14 protein-coding genes are annotated in these 16,954 nt (G+C 72.6%); 8 read left to right on the top strand and 6 right to left on the bottom strand.

The window, feature by feature from the left end; translation table 11 throughout:
- The first annotated feature begins 85 nt into the window (after nt 1–85).
- Complete coding sequence (gene galE, locus FYW99_RS10330) at nt 86–1,099, top strand: UDP-glucose 4-epimerase GalE (RefSeq protein WP_150251812.1); 1,014 nt, start codon at nt 86–88, stop codon at nt 1,097–1,099.
- Nucleotides 1,100–1,233: 134 nt separating this feature from the next.
- Complete coding sequence (gene guaA, locus FYW99_RS10335; RefSeq protein ID WP_150251813.1) at nt 1,234–2,814, top strand: glutamine-hydrolyzing GMP synthase; 1,581 nt, start codon at nt 1,234–1,236, stop codon at nt 2,812–2,814.
- A gap of 144 nt (nt 2,815–2,958) precedes the next feature.
- Here guaA and FYW99_RS32985 read toward each other — a convergent pair whose 3' ends face one another.
- Nucleotides 2,959–3,408 carry an Lrp/AsnC family transcriptional regulator gene (locus FYW99_RS32985; protein ID WP_150251814.1) on the bottom strand — a complete coding sequence of 150 codons (450 nt, stop codon included), beginning with the start codon at nt 3,406–3,408 and terminating at the stop codon, nt 2,959–2,961.
- A 68-nt stretch (nt 3,409–3,476) separates the two neighbouring features.
- Between FYW99_RS32985 and FYW99_RS10345 the strand changes: the two genes are divergently transcribed.
- Entirely contained in the window at nt 3,477–4,175 is a 699-nt protein-coding gene (locus tag FYW99_RS10345; protein WP_150251815.1) for a LysE family transporter, read from the top strand.
- 244 nt (nt 4,176–4,419) lie between these two features.
- Here FYW99_RS10345 and FYW99_RS10350 read toward each other — a convergent pair whose 3' ends face one another.
- On the bottom strand, nt 4,420–6,387 hold the full coding sequence (locus FYW99_RS10350) for a serine/threonine-protein kinase (protein ID WP_150251816.1): 1,968 nt from the start codon (nt 6,385–6,387) through the stop codon (nt 4,420–4,422).
- A 262-nt stretch (nt 6,388–6,649) separates the two neighbouring features.
- On the opposite strand from FYW99_RS10350, the gene FYW99_RS10355 reads away from it, so the two are divergent.
- From FYW99_RS10355 to FYW99_RS10365, 3 genes are all read left to right on the top strand, one after another.
- Nucleotides 6,650–7,630, top strand: a complete 981-nt coding sequence (locus FYW99_RS10355) for a 4-(cytidine 5'-diphospho)-2-C-methyl-D-erythritol kinase (RefSeq protein ID WP_150251817.1) — start codon at nt 6,650–6,652, stop codon at nt 7,628–7,630.
- An 83-nt stretch (nt 7,631–7,713) separates the two neighbouring features.
- A complete protein-coding gene (locus tag FYW99_RS10360; protein ID WP_150251818.1) occupies nt 7,714–8,418 on the top strand; it encodes a thiamine pyrophosphate-dependent enzyme in 705 nt (234 codons plus the stop codon).
- A gap of 9 nt (nt 8,419–8,427) precedes the next feature.
- The gene (locus FYW99_RS10365) at nt 8,428–9,327 is read left to right on the top strand and encodes a transketolase family protein (RefSeq protein WP_150251819.1); all 900 of its coding nucleotides are present in this window, start codon (nt 8,428–8,430) and stop codon (nt 9,325–9,327) included.
- Nucleotides 9,328–9,543: 216 nt separating this feature from the next.
- On the opposite strand, the gene FYW99_RS10370 is transcribed toward FYW99_RS10365, so the two are convergent.
- The 4 genes from FYW99_RS10370 to FYW99_RS10385 are packed head-to-tail and all read right to left on the bottom strand — an operon-like array spanning nt 9,544 to nt 13,768.
- A complete protein-coding gene (locus tag FYW99_RS10370; protein WP_150251820.1) occupies nt 9,544–10,440 on the bottom strand; it encodes a carbohydrate ABC transporter permease in 897 nt (298 codons plus the stop codon).
- On the bottom strand, nt 10,437–11,393 hold the full coding sequence (locus FYW99_RS10375) for a carbohydrate ABC transporter permease (protein ID WP_150251821.1): 957 nt from the start codon (nt 11,391–11,393) through the stop codon (nt 10,437–10,439). Before FYW99_RS10375 ends, FYW99_RS10370 begins: the two co-directional genes overlap by 4 nt.
- Complete coding sequence (locus FYW99_RS10380; protein ID WP_150251822.1) at nt 11,390–12,748, bottom strand: ABC transporter substrate-binding protein; 1,359 nt, start codon at nt 12,746–12,748, stop codon at nt 11,390–11,392. Before FYW99_RS10380 ends, FYW99_RS10375 begins: the two co-directional genes overlap by 4 nt.
- Nucleotides 12,749–12,766: 18 nt before the next feature.
- Nucleotides 12,767–13,768: a zinc-dependent alcohol dehydrogenase family protein gene (locus tag FYW99_RS10385; protein WP_150251823.1), complete on the bottom strand. Its 1,002-nt coding sequence runs from the start codon at nt 13,766–13,768 to the stop codon at nt 12,767–12,769.
- Nucleotides 13,769–13,945: 177 nt separating this feature from the next.
- Here FYW99_RS10385 and FYW99_RS10390 point away from each other — a divergent pair, with 177 nt between their 5' ends.
- Nucleotides 13,946–14,884 carry a sugar-binding transcriptional regulator gene (locus FYW99_RS10390; RefSeq protein ID WP_150252234.1) on the top strand — a complete coding sequence of 313 codons (939 nt, stop codon included), beginning with the start codon at nt 13,946–13,948 and terminating at the stop codon, nt 14,882–14,884.
- Nucleotides 14,885–15,064: 180 nt separating this feature from the next.
- Nucleotides 15,065–16,846, top strand: coding sequence for an ABC-F family ATP-binding cassette domain-containing protein (locus FYW99_RS10395; RefSeq protein WP_150251824.1), 1,782 nt, complete (start codon nt 15,065–15,067; stop codon nt 16,844–16,846).
- Nucleotides 16,847–16,954: the final 108 nt, after the last annotated feature.

Below are 16,954 nucleotides of genomic sequence, written 5' to 3' on the forward strand. Positions count from 1 at the left end.
GTGTCCCCGGGGCCGCTTCCGGAGGACGCCTATCCTGGGGAGCGCTCGCGACGCGGCGGGCGCACTCCACCCAGGGAAATGAGACATGAACGTACTGCTCACCGGTGGTGCCGGATACATCGGCTCCCACACGGCGGTCGAACTCCTCGAAGCCGGGCACGAGGTCGTGGTCGTGGACCTCCTCTCCAACAGCCACGAGGAGGCCCTGCGCCGCGTCGAGCGCATCACCGGGCGCACGGTCGCCTTCCACCGGGCCGACTGCGCCGACCCCGAGGCGATGCGCCGGGTCTTCGCCGAGCACCGCGTCGACGCCGTCATCCACATGGCCGGGCTCAAGGCCGTGGGGGAGTCGGTGGAGCAGCCGCTGCGCTACTACCGCAACAACATGGACGCCCTGTTCACGCTCATCGAGGTGATGGACGAGCACGGCGTGCGCGACCTGGTGTTCAGCTCCTCGGCCACCGTCTACGGCGACCCCGAGCGGGTGCCGATCACCGAGGACAGCGCCCTGTCCGCCACCAACCCCTACGGCGCGACCAAGCTGTTCGCCGAGCGCGTCCTCCAGGACGCGGCCGCCGCCGACCCGCGCTGGCGGATCACCGCCCTGCGCTACTTCAACCCCATCGGCGCCCACCCCAGCGGCCTGATCGGCGAGGATCCCCAGGGCGTTCCCAACAACCTCTTCCCCTACGTCGCGCAGGTCGCCGCGGGTCGCCGCGGGCGGCTGAACGTGTTCGGCGACGACTACGACACCCCGGACGGCACCGGCGTGCGCGACTACCTGCACGTGGTGGACCTGGCCCAGGGGCACATGGCCGCCGTGGAGCACCTCGCCGACGCGTCCGGGTACCGCGTGTACAACCTGGGCACCGGGCAGGGCACCTCCGTCCTGGAGGGCCTGCACGCCTTCGAGCGCGCCACCGGCGCGGCCGTTCCTTACGCGGTGGTCGAGCGTCGCCCCGGCGACATCGCCGTGTGCTTCGCCGACCCCTCGGCCGCCGCCCGCGACCTTGGCTGGAAGGCCGTGCGCACGGTGGACGACGCCTGCCGCGACGCCTGGCGCTGGCAGTCGGCCAACCCCGCGGGCTTCACGGCCTGAGCCCCGGGGGAAGCCCCCGGACGGTCCGTCGGCGCGTGCTGAGCCGGACCGCACACGCGTGCGGGGCCCCCGAGCACGCGTGACGTCCTAGACTGGGCGGACATCCCTGTACTTCCTGCGGAAGGTCCTCCGTCGTGTCCGTTGGTGCTGAGAGCACGTTCGACACCGTTCTCGTCGTCGACTTCGGTGCGCAGTACGCGCAGCTGATCGCACGCCGCGTCCGCGAATGCCACGTGCACAGTGAGATCGTGCCCTCGACCATGCCCGTCGAGGAGATGCTCGCCAAGAAACCCAAGGCCATCATCCTCTCCGGCGGACCGTCGTCGGTCTACGCCGAGGGGGCCCCGAACCTGGGCCCCGAGCTGTTCGAGACCGGGGTGCCCACCTTCGGCATCTGCTACGGCTTCCAGGCGATGACCCGGGCCCTGGGCGGCACCGTCGCCAGGACCGACCTCAGTGAGTTCGGCCGCACCGAGCTGTCGGCGGTCACCGACTCCCTGCTGTTCGCCGGGATGCCCGCCGAGCAGCTGGTCTGGATGTCGCACGGCGACTCGGTGGTGGAGGCCCCCGAGGGCTTCGCCACGACCGCCAGCACCGCGGGGGCTCCGGTCGCCGCGTTCGAGCACACCGGCCGCAACCTCTTCGGCGTCCAGTTCCACCCCGAGGTCCTGCACACCGAGCACGGCCAGGAGGTGCTGCGCCGCTTCCTGTACGAGGGCGCCGGGTGCCGTCCCACCTGGACGATGGTGAACATCGTCGAGGAGCAGCTGGAGCGCATCCGCGAGCACATCGGCGACAAGCGCGTCATCTGCGGGCTGAGCGGCGGAGTGGACTCCGCCGTGGCCGGTGCCCTGGTGCAGCGCGCCGTCGGCGACCAGCTGACCTGCGTCTTCGTGGACCACGGCCTGCTGCGCAAGGGCGAGGCCGAGCAGGTGGAGAAGGACTTCGTCGCGATCACGGGCGCCAAGCTCAAGGTCGTGGACGCCGAGGAGCGGTTCCTGTCCGCCCTGGCGGGGGTGACCGACCCCGAGGAGAAGCGCAAGATCATCGGCCGCGAGTTCATCCGCGTGTTCGAGCAGGCGGCCCGCGAGGTCGTCGCCGAGAGCGGCGAGACCGGTGCCGAGGTCGAGTTCCTGGTGCAGGGCACCCTCTACCCGGACGTGGTGGAGTCCGGCGGCGGTACCGGGACCGCCAACATCAAGTCCCACCACAACGTGGGCGGCCTGCCCGACGACCTCCAGTTCACGCTGGTGGAGCCGCTGCGCGAGCTGTTCAAGGACGAGGTGCGCAAGGTCGGCGAGGAGCTGGGGCTGCCCGCCGAGATGGTCTGGCGCCAGCCCTTCCCCGGCCCCGGCCTGGGCATCCGCATCATCGGCGAGGTCACCCGCGAGCGCCTGGAGATCCTGCGCGAGGCCGACGCGATCGCCCGCGAGGAGCTGACCCGCGCCGGGCTCGACCGGGACATCTGGCAGTGCCCGGTGGTGCTGCTCGCCGACGTGCGGTCGGTGGGCGTGCAGGGCGACGGGCGCACCTACGGCCACCCGGTCGTGCTGCGTCCGGTCAGCAGTGAGGACGCCATGACCGCCGACTGGTCGCGCGTGCCCTACGACGTGCTGGCCAGGATCTCCAACCGGATCACCAACGAGGTGCGCGAGATCAACCGGGTGACGCTGGACGTGACCAGCAAGCCCCCGGGCACCATCGAGTGGGAGTAGCCCCTCCAGGGGGGTGAACCCCCGGGAGGCGGGCCTCTCCGAGGCGGCGGACGGGCCCGGGGCGACGACGCGTCGTCGCCCCGGGCCCGTCCGTTCGTTACGGCGGTGCCGTCCCGGGTGCATCCGCCGTCGCGTGGCGCGCGGTCAGCTCGGGCGTCGGTTCCGGGGCCGAACCTCCCTCAGCGCGATCCGGGTGTGTGTCTGCGCTGCTCCGGAGTGCTGCTTTAGGCGGCGCAGGAGGTGGTCGAGCGCCGCCGTGCCGGGGACGAACACGTGCAGCAGGTAGTCGTGGGGCCCGGTCATGTGCACGGCGTCGTGGATCTCGGGGATGTCCGCGATCCGGGCCAGGAACGTGTCGTAGTCGATACCGCTCTCAAGCCGCACGTCCACGTAGGCCTCCAGGCCGCAGGGCGCGAGAGGGAAGCCATCGGCCAGGACGGCCTGGTAGCCGACGATGGTGCCGTTGCGCTCCAACCTCCGTACACGCGCGGCCGCGGCGTTCGTGCTCAGGCCCACGGCGGTACCGAGAGCGCTGAAGGAGATCCTGCCATTCTCGCGCAGGATGCCGAGAATCCTGCTGTCGATGTCGTCCACGCGGGAAGAATATCCGTGGAACGGAGGTCTTCTCCGCCGGTTCCGGGGCGCTGCGGCAGTCTGCCCGCATGGATACGGGAGAGCTGTTCGTCGCGGGGGGCCTCGCCGGACTCGGTGTGGCCATGCCCCTGGGCGCCATAGGAGTGCTGCTGTTCCGACAGGGGACCACCGGCGGGTTCGCCTCGGCCTCGGCTGGCGCGTTGGCGGTGGCCGCCGTCGACACGGCCTACTGCATCGCCGCGGTCGTCCTCGGTTCGACGGTGGGAACGTGGGTCGCGTCCTTGGGCAGGGCGCCCGGGGCCGTGGCCGGGATTGTGCTCGTGGCCCTGGGTGCCCACGGACTGTGGCGGTCCTGGGGAACCTCCCGGTCAAAGGCCCGCGGTCCGCGCCCGGGGCGCCCGGAGACGGTCGCGGGGACGGAGGCGCTCCGGCAGACGGCCGCGGTGACCTCGAAGACGGTGCCGAGGACGCACACGGGGCGGGTCTTCCTTCTCTTCCTCGGTCTGACCGCCGTCAACCCGGTCACTCTGGTGTACTTCACCGCGCTCGCCACCGCGCTGGAGGGGGTGGGCGCGTCGGTGTCGGCGACGGCCGCCTTCGTCGCGGGGGTCGCCGCGGCCTCGGCGCTCTGGCAGATCGCGCTCGCCGGAGTCGGTGCGTTCCTCGGCGGCAGGATCACCGAGCGGGCCCAAAAGGCCGTCGGCACGGTCAGCTCCCTCATCGTCCTTGTTCTCGGCGCGGCCGCGCTCCTGCGGGCCACGGGCTGAGCCGCCACACGCCCAGGGGGCCGCCGAGCCGCCGTGCCCGTCCCCGGCCCGGACCCCGACCGCGCCGTCCCGGGCGCCGGTTGTCCACAGGCGCGAACCGGGGGTGGCGGAGCGGGGCGCGGATGCGGTGTCCTGGAGGTACGGGGGGCCTCCCGCCCCGTCGGCACGGTGCTGCCCTCCGACGGGCCCGCCCCGGGCCGTCCCGGTACGTCCCGGCCTGCTGTGGTCTCGGTCCGCCCCGGACTCAGTCCACGATGTGCTCGATGTTGATCTCCGTGGCCTCCGCGCCCGCCCGGTGGTTGAGGACGAGCGTCCGCGGCTCCATGTCGTCGCGGAGTATGAACACCAGCTCGCCCTCCGCGGCGGCCCCGGGACCGATCCCGGCCGGGTCCCACAGCGGATCCTCGACCTCGCGCACGGACGGCGCCTGGGCGCTGACGGGTTCCCCGCTGGTCGTCATGTGCTGCGCCGCGTGGTCGAACTCCACCAGTTCGTCGCTGGTGTTGACCAGTTCCAGGTCCACCACGCAGTACTGGCCGGTGGAGGGCAGCTCCGAGCGGATGTTGTGCTCGGTCAGGCCGCAGCTGACCCCGCTGATCCAGTACTCGACCATACGGTCGGCCGAGGCGCCCGACATCCCGCTGGGCACCTCGCCGGGCGCCTCCTCCTCGTCGGCGCCGCCGGGGGACTCGTCACCGGGCGCGGGATCCCGCGGTTCCTGGGCGGAGCCCGTCTGCCCGGAGGCGTCCCCCTGGGAGTCCCCGTCCCCGAAGAGCGACCAGTCGCTGAGGTTGGTCAGCACGGTCGCCATGATGACCAGCGCCGCCAGCAGCGCCACGGCGCCCAGGACCAGGGCCACGACCGTCCCCCTGCGCCGGTTCGGCGCGGCGGGCCGGTGCGGTGGCGGCGGCACCGGCGGAACGTAGGGCTGCGGACCCCGGCGGCCCGTCTGCTGGTCGGCCGGGGGAACCATCGGGATCGGACCGGTCGAGGCCGGGTGCGGCGCCTGGGGGGGACCGGGCACGGGCCGGGGCTGCTGCACCGGCCCGCCCTGGGGCTGCCCGCCCGGAGCCTGGCCCCCGGGGGCCGGCCCGCCCTGCTGTTGCGCCTGGCCCCCCGGCGGGGGACCGGCGGGGTGGGCGGCCGGATGGCCCGGCGGGGGCCCCTGCGGGCGCGGGTAGTTGCCCGTCTGGTGTGCGGGCGGGGGCATGGGCGGTGCGCCCTGGTACTGGCCGGGCGCAGGGTGCCGCATGCCCGCCATGGTCTGGCGCGGCCCCTGCTGGGGGTGGGGCATGCCGGGCGGGGGCACCGGCGGCAGGTTGGGCCGCCACGACTGGTGCAGCGCGTGGGAGACCATGTCGTTGGGGTTGCTGTTGTCCTCGCCGCCCGCCAGCTCCAGCAGCAGGTCCTGCGCGGTGGGGCGGCGGCCCGGCTCCTTGGCCAGCGCGCGCGTCACCAGGCGGTCCAGGGGGCTGTCCAGGTTGCCGATCTGGGGTTCGGCGAACAGCACCCGCTTGCCCAGCGTCATCGCGTCGCCGTTGCCGAAGGGGTGGGTTCCGTTTCCGGCGAAGGCCACCAGGCAGCCCCAGGCGAAGATGTCCGCCGAGGTGGTGACCTTCTCCTCCAGCAGCTGCTCGGGCGCCATCCAGCCGGGGCTGCCCATGACGATGCCGGTCTGGGTGTGGTTGGTGGCGGTGTTCATCGCGCGGGCGATGCCGAAGTCGATCACCCGGGGCCCCGAGAGCGACAGCAGCACGTTGGCGGGCTTGAGGTCGCGGTGGACCAGCCCGGTGCGGTGGATGGCGGCCAGGGCGGCCGCCACGCCCAGCGCGAAGCCGTGCAGCGTCGAGGAGTCCAGGGGGCCGTTCTCGGCGATGTGCTCGGCCAGGGCGGTGCCCGCGATGTACTCGGTGACCATGTAGGGACGGTTCTCGAACGTCCCGTGGTCGAGCACCTTGGCGGTGCAGAAGGAGGCGACCTTGCGGGCGTTCTCCATCTCGTCGCGAAAGCGCGCCCGCGTCGCCTCGTCGAAGGCGAGCTCCGGGCGGATGACCTTGATGGCTACCTGGTTGTTGCGCTCGGGAGTGCTGCCCAGGTAGACGGTTCCCATGCCGCCGCTCCCCAGCTTGCCGGACAGCACGTAGGGACCGATGGTGGCCGGATCCCCGGCGGCCAGCGGTTCCAGGTTCTTCGGGAGCCCATCCGACGGCAAGCGACCCTCCCCGACGGTGTCCAAACTCCGCCTTGCCCCAAGGTAGCGGTGTTTGTGCCCGGATTCCCACTCACGGGCCTGGTTGGGCCGTTCTGGGGGCGGGCGGAAACTGACATGACAGTGGTGACGATCCCCGAACCGCGTCCGGGGTTCCCGTTTTCCTCTGACGGCGTACGCGCCGACGGGAGGCGGTGAACACACCGACGCCCCTGGAGGGCTCTGTGTTCACGCAAGGTGGGGGTTCCTTTACGATTGGGGACTCGTGACCGTTAATACCACCGTAACCGTGCGGGTCCCCGCGAAGGTGAACCTCCAGTTGGCGGTGGGGCCCAGACGTGAGGACGGGTTCCACGACCTCGTCAACGTGTTCCACGCCGTCTCGCTGTTCGATGAGGTTACCGTCCAGGCGGCTTCCTCGCGTCGACCGAGCCCCTCCGGCGGTGTCGGATCCGCCGCCGGGGCCTTCGCCGGACTGACCGCGGGCGGTGCGTTGGGGTCCCACCTGTCCCGTGTGCCCCTGGACGGGTCCAACCTGGCCGCGCGCGCCGTGACCCTGCTGGCGGAGCGGACCGGCCGGGGTTTCCCGGTCACGGTCCACCTGGACAAGCACATCCCGGTGGCGGGCGGCATGGCCGGGGGCAGCGCGGACGCCGCGGCCGCCCTGCTGGCCTGCGACCGCCTGTGGGGCTGCGACCTGCCGCTGGAGGAACTGCTCGGGTACGCGGCCGACCTGGGCAGCGACGTGCCCTTCGCGCTGTTGGGCGCCACGGCGGTGGGCATGGGGCGCGGGGAGATCCTGCGGCCGATGACCAGCCCGGGAAGGTTCCGGTGGGTCTTCGCGCTGTCGGCGCACGGACTGTCCACGGCCAGCGTGTTCGCCGAGTACGACCGCATCCGACCGGACGCCCCCGAACCCCGGCGGGACCGGGTGCTGGCCGACGCGCTCGTCAGCGGCGATCCGGCGGCCCTGGGCGCCGCGCTGACCAACGACCTCCAGGAGGCCGCTCTCTCGCTGTTGCCCGAACTGGAGCGCACCCTCAAGACCGGCTCCGGAGCGGGGGCCCTGGGCTCCCTGGTGTCGGGGTCCGGTCCGACCTGTGCCTTCCTGGTCGGCGGGGGCGACGAGGAGGAGTCGGTCGTCGCGGAGCGGGAGGCCGCGGTGGTGGCGGCGCTGGAGGGCAGCGGACTGTGCGAGCAGGTCGTGACGGCGTACGGGGACGTCCCCGGGGCCACCGTCCTGTGATCTAAATCACTCCCGCTTTTCCTGGTCGGAGAGGGTCCGCGCCAGTTGACCTCAACCTTTGTTGGGGTTCAACACTGGTGGACATGACGACCGCAACCGCCCTCTCGCGCTACGCCGACCTGCCCGCCCTCATCGGACTCATGGAGGGTGACGAGAAGCACAACGGAGCGGCCCACTCCACACTCGACGTCGTGTGGGTGCTCTACGACCGCGTGCTGTCCGTCACCCCCGAGACCGCCGACGATCCGGCCCGGGACCGGTTCCTGCTCTCCAAGGGCCACGGTCCCGCCGCCTTCTACGCCGTGCTCGCGGCCAAGGGCTTCCTGGACGTGCCGACGCTGCGCGGTTGGACCGCCTTCGGCTCCCCGCTCGGCCACCACCCGGACCGCCTGCTCGTGCCGGGGGCGGAGATCGGCAGCGGGTCGCTCGGCCACGGGCTGCCCCTGGGGCTGGGCAGCGCGCTCGGCCTGCGCGCCCAGGGGATCCGCCGCCCCGACGGCGCGCGGCCCCGCGTCGTGGTGCTCGTCGGCGACGGCGAACTCGACGAGGGCAGCAACCACGAGGCCATCGCGGTCGCCGGACGGCTCGGCGTGGACAACCTCACCGTCGTCGCCGTGGACAACGCCTCCGCCAGCCACGGGTGGCCGGGCGGGATCGGCGCCCGCTTCGAGACCGAGGGCTGGGAGGCCCGCGACGTCTCCGGACGCGACCACGACGCCCTGTACGGGGCACTCACCCGACCCCACCCCGGACGGCCGCTGGCCGTCGTCGCCCGCGTCCGTTCCTAGGAGAGCCTCATGCGTGACACCTTCGCCGCCACCGTCAACCGGGCCATGGACACCGACCCCCGCCTGACCGTCGTCCTGGCCGCCATCTCCGCGGGCATGTTCCGGGGCGCCGCCGCCCGCCACCCCGGGCGGGTGATCGACGTGGGCATCCGCGAGCAGGCCATGATCGGCGTGGCCGGGGGACTGGCCCTGACCGGGATGCGCCCGGTCGTGCACAGCTACGCGCCGTTCCTGGTGGAGCGGCCCTTCGAACAGGTCAAGCTGGATCTGGGCCACCAGGGCGTCGGCGCCGTCCTGGTGAGCATCGGCGGCTCCTACGACGCCGCCGAGGAGGGGCGCACCCACCAGGCGCCCGGCGACGTGGCGCTGCTGGACACCCTGCCGGGGTGGACCGTGTACGCGCCCGGGCACCCCGACGAGGTGCGCGCCGCCCTGGAGGCCGCCCTGCCGGGCGAGGACCGTGTGTACGTGCGGCTGTCGGGGACCTCCAACCGCGCGGCGATGTCGTTGGACGGACGCCTCAGCGTGGTGCGGACGGGCTCGCCGCGCTCGGCCGGGGTGGTGGTGGCGGTCGGACCGATGCTGGACCGGGTGCTGGAGGCCACCGCCGACCTGGACGTGACGGTCGCCTACACCGCCACCGTGCGCCCCTTCGACCGTGAGGGGCTGAGCGCGCTCGTCGGCGCGGCGGGCAACGCCGACGTGCTGGTGGTGGAGCCCTACCTGAGCGGGACCTCGGCGCACGAGGTCGCCGCGGCGCTGGCCGACCGGCGCCACCGCCAGCTGGGCCTGGGCGTGGCCCGGGACCGCGAGGTGCGCGCCTACGGGACCCCGGCCCAGCACGCCCGGGCGCACGGGCTGGACACCGAGGGCATCGCCAAGTCCGCCCGGGCCTTCTTCCTGGTGTGACCTGTTGCTGGTGTGAAGCCCGCGCGTCCGGAGGGGGGACGCCGCCCACCCGGCCTGTGCGCGCCCTGACGTGACGCCCGCGCGCCCGGAGGCGGGGACCGCCGGCCCGCGCGGGCCTTCACCCGCCGGTGGTCCACGCCTCCCGGTCCGCCCGTCGGGCGGGGCTCCCCAGCCCCGCCCGACGGGCGGACCCCGCGTCCCGGCAGCCGCCCCCGCTTACTTGACGGCGCCCATCGACAGACCGCGCACGAGCTGGCGCTGGGCCGTCCAGCCGATCACCACGATGGGCAGCGAGGCCATGACGGCGGCCGCCGCCAGCTGCGCCACGAACAATCCCTCGCTCGTGATGAAGCCGGTCAGGAACACCGGGACGGTCGCGGCCCGGGCGGCGGTGAGGTTGACCGCGAAGAAGAACTCGTTCCAGGCGAAGATCATGCAGATCAGCGCGGTCGCCGCGATGCCCGGGGCCATCACCGGCATCATCACCGACCACAGCACGCGCGCCAGCCCGGCGCCCTCCACCCGGGCCGCCTCCACGATCGCCTTGGGCACCTCCAGGAAGAACGACCGCAGCATCCACACCGCGATGGGCAGGTTCATCGCCGTGTACAGCACCACCAGGGTCCACACGTTGTCCAGCATCGACAGCTGCGAGGCGGCGACGTAGATCGGCACCACGACCGCCACCACCGGCAGCATCTTCGTCGAGATGAAGAAGAACAGCACGTCCTGGGTCCGCTTGACCGGGGCCACCGACAGCGCGTAGGCGGCGGGCAGCCCGAGCAGCAGCACCAGGAGCGTGGACGCCAGGGTGGCGATCATCGAGTTGCCCAGGTACGGCAGGAAGTCCGCGCCCAGGACGGTGGAGAACCGGTCCAGCGTCGGCTGGAAGAAGAGCGTCGGCGGGTCGGTCGCGGCCTGGTTCTCCTCCTTGAACGCCGTCAGCACCAGCCACAGCACCGGGAACACGAAGACCAGTCCCACGGCCCACGTGAACACGGTGAGGGCGGCGCCCCCCAGACGGGCCCGGGAGCGGCGGGCCCCGCGCGGCGCGCGTGCGGCGACGGCGCCGCCTCCGGTGCCCGTGGGGCGTTCGGGGGCTCGGGCGGTCACGAGCTCACCTCCTGTGCGTTCATGAACGTGCGGAAGATCAGCCGCAGGGCCAGCGTCGCCACGATGATGGTGCCGACCACCACCACGACGCCCATGGCCGCGGACTGGCCGATGTCGAACCCGAGGAAGGTCCGCTGGTAGACGTAGAAGGGCAGGTTGGAGCTGGCCGTGCCCGGCCCGCCCTGGGTCATCATGTAGATCGTGTCGAAGGTGTTGACCACGTAGACCGACCCCAGCAGCACGCCCAGCTCGATGTAGCGGCGCAGGTGCGGCAGGGTGATCCAGGCGAACATCTGCCACCGGGACGCGCCGTCGACCTGGCCCGCCTCCAGCACGTCGGAGCCCTGGCTCTGGAGTCCCGCCAGCACCAGCAGCATCATGAACGGCGTCCACTGCCAGACCAGCGCGGCCACCACCGACAGCACCGGCGCCTGGGAGACCCAGTCGAACGACTCGACCCCGAACGGCGACAGCACGAAGTTCACCAGGCCGAACACCGGCTCCAGCATGATGTGCTTCCACAACAGCGCCGTGGCCACGGGCAGGATCAGGAACGGGGTGATGACGAGCGTGCGCACCACGCCGCGCCCCCGGAACCTCCGGTCCAGCAGCAGCGCCAGTCCGATGCCCAGCAGCATCGCCACCACGACGCAGGAGGCGGTGATCAGCACCGTGTTCGCCGCCGCGCCCAGGAACTGCCGGTCGGTGAAGACCGCCGCGTAGTTGGCCAGGCCCACCCACGCCTGGGAGTCCGGCCGCAGCAGGTTCCACGAGCGCAGCGAGTACACGACCGTCGCCAGGAACGGCAGCTGGGTGACGACCAGCATGAACACCAGGGCGGGCAGCAGCGGGGCCCTGCGGGCCCATCCGCCCCCGCCGCGGCTCCGCCTCGGCCGCTCGGGCGGCGTCGGTGCTGCGGGCGCCTCGCGCGCGGGCGCGGTCACAGCGCTCATCGGTCGTCCTCCTTGTAGGTCTCACCGACGGCCTCGGCGTACTCCTGGCTCTGCTCCAGCGCCTGTTCGACGGTGATCTGCCCGGCTATGGCCGCGCTCAGCTGCTGGCTGACCCGGGTTCCCAGGTCCTGGAACTCGGGGATGGCGAGGAAGCCGATGCCCTCGTAGGGAACCGGGCGCGTACCCGGGTCCTCGGGGTCGGCGCGCTGGATGCCCTGGAGCATGGGCTCGGCGTAGGCCCGCGCGACCTCCTGGTACTCGGGCACCTCGAACGTGGAGAGCCGGTTGCCGGGCGGCACCCGCTGCCAGCCGTACTCCTCGGCGACGGTGCGGACGTAGTCCCTGTCGGTCATCCACTCCAGGAACGCCCACGCCTCCTCCTTGTGCTCGGAGGTGGAGGGGATGCCCAGCGCCCAGGTGTAGAGCCAGCCGCCGTAGTCGGTCTCGGCCACCGGCGCCGCGGCGTAGCCGTTGAGCCCGGCCACGGTCGCGGAGTCCGGGTCCTCGATGGTGCTGACCATGGAGGTGGAGTCGTAGAACATGGCCGCCCGGCCCTGGGAGTAGCGGTTCAGGCAGTCCCCGAATCCGCTGTTGGCGGCGCCCGGCTGGCCGTGCTCGCGCGCCAGGCCCACGTAGAACTCGGCCGCGCGCCGGAACTCGGGGGAGTCGATCTCGGCGTTCCAGTCCTCGTCGTACCAGCGTCCGCCGAAGGTGTTCAGGACGCTGTTGAAGGGGCTCAGCACCTCGCCCCAGCCCGCGAGGCCGCGCAGGCAGATCCCCGAGACCCCCGGCTCCACGCCGTCGAGCTCGGCGGCCAGGTCCGCCACCTCCTCCCAGGTGGGGTTCTCCGGCATCTCCACGCCGGCCTCCTCGAACAGGTCCTTCCGGTAGGCGAGGAAGGAGGACTCGCCGTAGAAGGGCACCGAGTACATGTCGCCCTCGTAGGACAGGTCCTCCCGGATGGAGGGGATGAAGTCCTCGTGGTCGTAGCCCTCGGCGGCGTCGATGGAGGGTTGCAGGTTCTCCAACCAGCCGTACTCGGCCCACTGGCGGGTCTCGTAGTTGCTGATCATGACGACGTCGAACTCGCCCCCGCCGGTCGCCACGGAGGTGGTGATCTTGGCGCGGGCCTCGTTCTCCGGCAGGGACACGAAGTCGATCCCGATGCCGGGGTGCTCCTCGCGGAACCGCTCCTCCAGGGAGATCGCGTCCTGCATCTGCGGGTTGGACACGATCGCGACGGTCAACCGGACGGCGCCGTCCTCGGAGGAGAGGGCGCCCATTCCGGCGCACCCGGTGAGCAGCAGTCCGGAGGCGGCCACGGCGGTCGCCCGGACGGCGTAGGTGGTGTGCACGTTCGCTGCCTTCCCGGGTCAGGCGGTCTCGTCGGGGACGATCTGGACCTTCACCCCGGTGCCCGCGCGCATCATGGCCAGCGCCTCGGGGAACTTCTCCAGGGGCAGGGCGTCGGTGAGCAGTGGAGCGGTCCGCACGGCGCCGGCGCTGATGAGGTCCACGGCCGCCCCGTAGCTGTTCAGCACGGCCATGGAGCCCACGACGGTGATCTCGTCGTTGTAGATCCGGAACGGCGACAGAGCCACGCGGGCGGCCTCGTCGGCGACCCCGAAGACCAGCAGGCGCCCGCCCCGCCTCAGCGAGTCGAAGGCCGCCTCGATGGCCGGGGGCGCGCCCGTGACGTCCACCGCGGCGTCGAAGCGCTCGTCGCCCAGTTCGGCCGTGTCCGTCGCGGTGGCGGCGGCGCCGAGGTCGGCCGCGATGGCCAGGCGGCGGGTGTTGCGGTCGACCACGGTCACGCGGGCGCCGGAGTTCTGCAACAGCTGCTGGAGGAGCAGGCCCATCGTCCCGGCCCCCACCACCAGGAAGCGCTCGCCGTTCTCCACCCCGATGCGCCGGACACCGTGGACGGCGCACGAGAGCGGCTCGACCAGGGCGCCCTCGCGCATGCTCACCGAGTCGGGGAGGCGGTAGCAGTTGGCGGCGGGGACGGCCACGTACTCGGCGAACGCGCCGTCCACGGTGTCGCCGATCGCGCCCCAGTTGGCGCACAGGTTGCCCCGTCCGGCGCGGCAGTACTCGCAGTGCCCGCAGAACAGGGAGGGGTCCACGGCCACACGGTCGCCCGGGCGCAGGTCTCCCGGGGCGTTCTCGCCGACGGCCGTGACCGTTCCGGCGAACTCGTGCCCGGGCACCAGCGGGTAGGGGCTGGGCGGGAACTCCCCGTCGGCGATGTGCAGGTCCGTCCCGCAGATCCCGCAGGCGCCGACCCGGATCACCACGCCGTCCGGAGTGGGGTGCGGGTCGGGGCGGTCCCCCACGGTGACGGAGCCCGGTTCGGTGATGATGGCAGCACGCACGGTTGGGAACCTCCCGTTGAACGCTCATGTGAGCGACATGAGTCACAGATGTTTCGAACATTGAACGCCCACGGGAAACCGCTGTCAATGGATGGGAGCACATTCGAGTACACTCCTGCACGTATGAGCGATCAGCGTGGTGAGGTTCAGGAGACGGCCCCCAGCGGCCCCGCGGAGATGGTGCGGCTCGCCGCGATCGCCCGCAGGTTCTACCTGGACGGGCGGTCCAAGGTGGAGATCGCCGAGGAGTTCGGCCTGAGCAGGTTCAAGGTCGCCCGGGACCTGGAGGCCGCCCGCAGCAGCGGGATCGTGCGCATCGACATCCGCCTGCCCGCCCGGCTGGACGGGGAGCTGTCCGAGCGCATGCGCGCGGCCTTCGGCCTGCGCCGGGCGATCGTCGTGGACGCCCTGGACGACCCGCGGGACACCCGCCGGGCGCTGGGGTCGGTGGCGGCGCGGCTGCTGTCGGAGATCGTGCGGCCCGACGAGGTGCTGGGGCTGGCCTGGAGCAGGTCGCTCCAGCTGATGGGCGTGGACATGGTCGACCTGCCGCGCTGCACGGTGGTGCAGCTCAACGGTGTGCTGTCCGAGCACGCGGAGGGCGGCGGGTCGGTCGAGACGGTGCGCCGGGCGGCCGCGCTCTCGGGCGGGCCGGCGTACCCGATCTACGCGCCGCTCATCCTGCCGGACGCCGCGACGGCGGCGACGCTGCGGGCCGACCCGGGCATCGCCTCCGCGTTCGCGCACTTCGACCGCCTGACGACGGCCGTGGTGGCCATCGGGGGCTGGGACGAGCGCAACTCGACCGTCTTCCAGGCGCTGGACCCGGACTCGCGGGACAGGTACACCGCGCTGGGTGTGTGCGCGGAGATGTCCGCCCAGCTGTTCGACGCCGACGGACACCAGGTGCACTCCGACCTGGACGAGAGGGTCATCAGCGTCCGGGCGGACCAGCTGCGCCGGGTGCCCGAGGTGGTGGCGGTCGCCGGGGCCGGGGACGAGGCCAAGGCCAGGGCGATCGGCGCCGCGCTGCGCAGCGGCCTGGTGTCGACGCTGGTGACGGACGACGCCGTGGCCCGGCTGCTGCTCGACGAGGAGCCGGCGGAACGGGAGTGAGGTCCGGCAGCCGTCCCGGGGACCGGGCGGCGGACGCGGGCGCGGGGAGAGGCGGGGGGACCGGGGACGCCGCGTGCCCGGCGCTTTCGCCCGTCCGGGGGCAGCCCTTCCGCCCCGGGGCCGTCCCGGGGACCGGGCGGCGGTCAGCGCACCACGGCACTGCCGCCACAATGGACAGTGATGAATCTGGTCAATCTTCAGGACGTGTCCCTGGCCTACGGGCCGCTCGTACTCCTCGACAAGGTGTCGCTCGGCGTCGACGAGGGTGAGCGCATCGGCGTCGTCGGCCGCAACGGCGGCGGCAAGTCCACGCTCATCTCCGTGCTCTCGGGCATCACCCAGCCCGACTCCGGGCGGGTGGTGCACAACCGCGGGCTGCGCATCGGCTTCCTGCACCAGCGCGACACCTTCCCCGACACCACGGTGGGGGAGTTCGTCCTGGGCGACCGGGCCGAGCACGAGTGGGCGGGCGACGCCCGCGTCCGCGACATCCTGCGCGGACTCCTCGGCGGCTGGGCCCTCGACACCCCCATGGCGGGCCTCTCCGGCGGCGAGCGGCGCCGCTCCGGCCTGGCCCGGCTCCTGGTCGGCGACCACGACCTCATCGTCCTCGACGAGCCCACCAACCACCTCGACATCGAGGGCATCGCCTGGCTCGCCGAGCACCTGCGCGGCCGTCCCGAGGCGCTCGTGGTCGTCACCCACGACCGCTGGTTCCTGGACGCCGTCACCACCCGCACCTGGGAGGTCGGGCGAGGCGCCGTCGAGCGCTACGAGGGTGGTTACGCCGCCTACGTCCTGGCCAAGGCCGAGCGCGAGCGCCAGGCCGCCGCGTCCGAGGAGCGCCGCCAGAACCTCATGCGCAAGGAGCTGGCCTGGCTGCGCCGCGGCGCCCCGGCCCGCACCTCCAAGCCCAAGTTCCGCATCGAGGCGGCCAACCAGCTCATCGCCGACGAGCCGCCGCCCCGCGACACCGTCGAACTGGTCAAGTTCGCCAGCTCACGGCTCGGCAAGACCGTCATCGACCTCAAGAACGTGTCGGTGGCCATCCCCGACCGGACCCTGCTCGACCACCTCACCTGGCAGCTGGGCCCCGGCGACCGGGTCGGCCTGGTCGGGGTCAACGGCGCGGGCAAGTCCACCCTGCTCAAGATCCTGGCCGAGGAGCGCGAGCCCGACTCCGGCACCGTGCGCACCGGCCGGACCGTGAAGCTCGCCCACCTGTCCCAGAACGTCGTCGAACTCGACCCCGCCGCCCGCCCCCTCCAGGCGGTCATGGACGTGCGCGAGCACATCACCATCGGCAAGCGCGACTACACCGCCAGCCAGATGCTGGAGCGGTTCGGCTTCCGCGGTGAGCGCCAGTGGACCCCGATCGGCGACCTGTCCGGAGGTGAGCGCCGCCGCCTCCAGCTGCTGCGCCTGCTCATGGACGAGCCCAACGTGCTGCTGCTGGACGAGCCCACCAACGACCTGGACATCGAGACGCTCACCGAGCTGGAGGACCTGCTCGACGGCTGGCCCGGCTCCCTGGTGCTGGTCAGCCACGACCGCTACTTCCTGGAGCGCATCACCGACCGCGTGCTGGCCCTGATGGGCGACGGCGGCCTGGCCTTCCTACCCGGGGGCGTGGACGAGTACCTCCAGCGCCGCGCGGCCAGCGCCGGTGAGGCCACCGTGCCGCTGGGCGCCTCCGAGACCGCCGCGGCCCAGGCCCCGGCGGACCAGCAGCCCGCGGTGTCGGCGGCCGAGCGGCGCGCCGCGCAGAAGGAGATGCAGCGCGTCGAGCGGCGCATGGACCGCATCGCCAAGCGCGAGGGGGAGCTGCACGAGCTGATGGCCGCCGCGGCCGAGGACTACACCCGGCTCTCCGAACTCGACGCCGAGGCCAAGGCCCTGGCCGCCGAGCGCGGGGAGCTGGAGGAGGTCTGGCTGGAGCAGGCCGAACTCGTCGGCGAGTGAGGTCGTAGCGCGGCGGACCGCGAAGGACGCCAGGCCGGAGCGTTCCGGCCTGGCGTTCGGTTACGTCGGTGGCGGACAAGCGGCCTTGTCCCGCGCCGTTTCCCGGAA

It is taken from the genome of Nocardiopsis deserti, from assembly GCF_008638355.1.
Classification (GTDB): Bacteria; Actinomycetota; Actinomycetes; order Streptosporangiales; family Streptosporangiaceae; genus Nocardiopsis; species Nocardiopsis alborubida.

Coding starts and splice junctions, on each gene's coding strand:
- galE (WP_150251812.1), top strand. CDS start 86: ATGAACGTACTGCTCACCGGTGGTGCCGGATACATCGGCTCCCACACG.
- FYW99_RS10345 (WP_150251815.1), top strand. CDS start 3,477: ATGGATACGGGAGAGCTGTTCGTCGCGGGGGGCCTCGCCGGACTCGGT.
- FYW99_RS10360 (WP_150251818.1), top strand. CDS start 7,714: ATGACGACCGCAACCGCCCTCTCGCGCTACGCCGACCTGCCCGCCCTC.
- FYW99_RS10365 (WP_150251819.1), top strand. CDS start 8,428: ATGCGTGACACCTTCGCCGCCACCGTCAACCGGGCCATGGACACCGAC.
- FYW99_RS10375 (WP_150251821.1), bottom strand. CDS start 11,393: ATGAGCGCTGTGACCGCGCCCGCGCGCGAGGCGCCCGCAGCACCGACG.
- FYW99_RS10390 (WP_150252234.1), top strand. CDS start 13,946: ATGGTGCGGCTCGCCGCGATCGCCCGCAGGTTCTACCTGGACGGGCGG.
- FYW99_RS10395 (WP_150251824.1), top strand. CDS start 15,065: ATGAATCTGGTCAATCTTCAGGACGTGTCCCTGGCCTACGGGCCGCTC.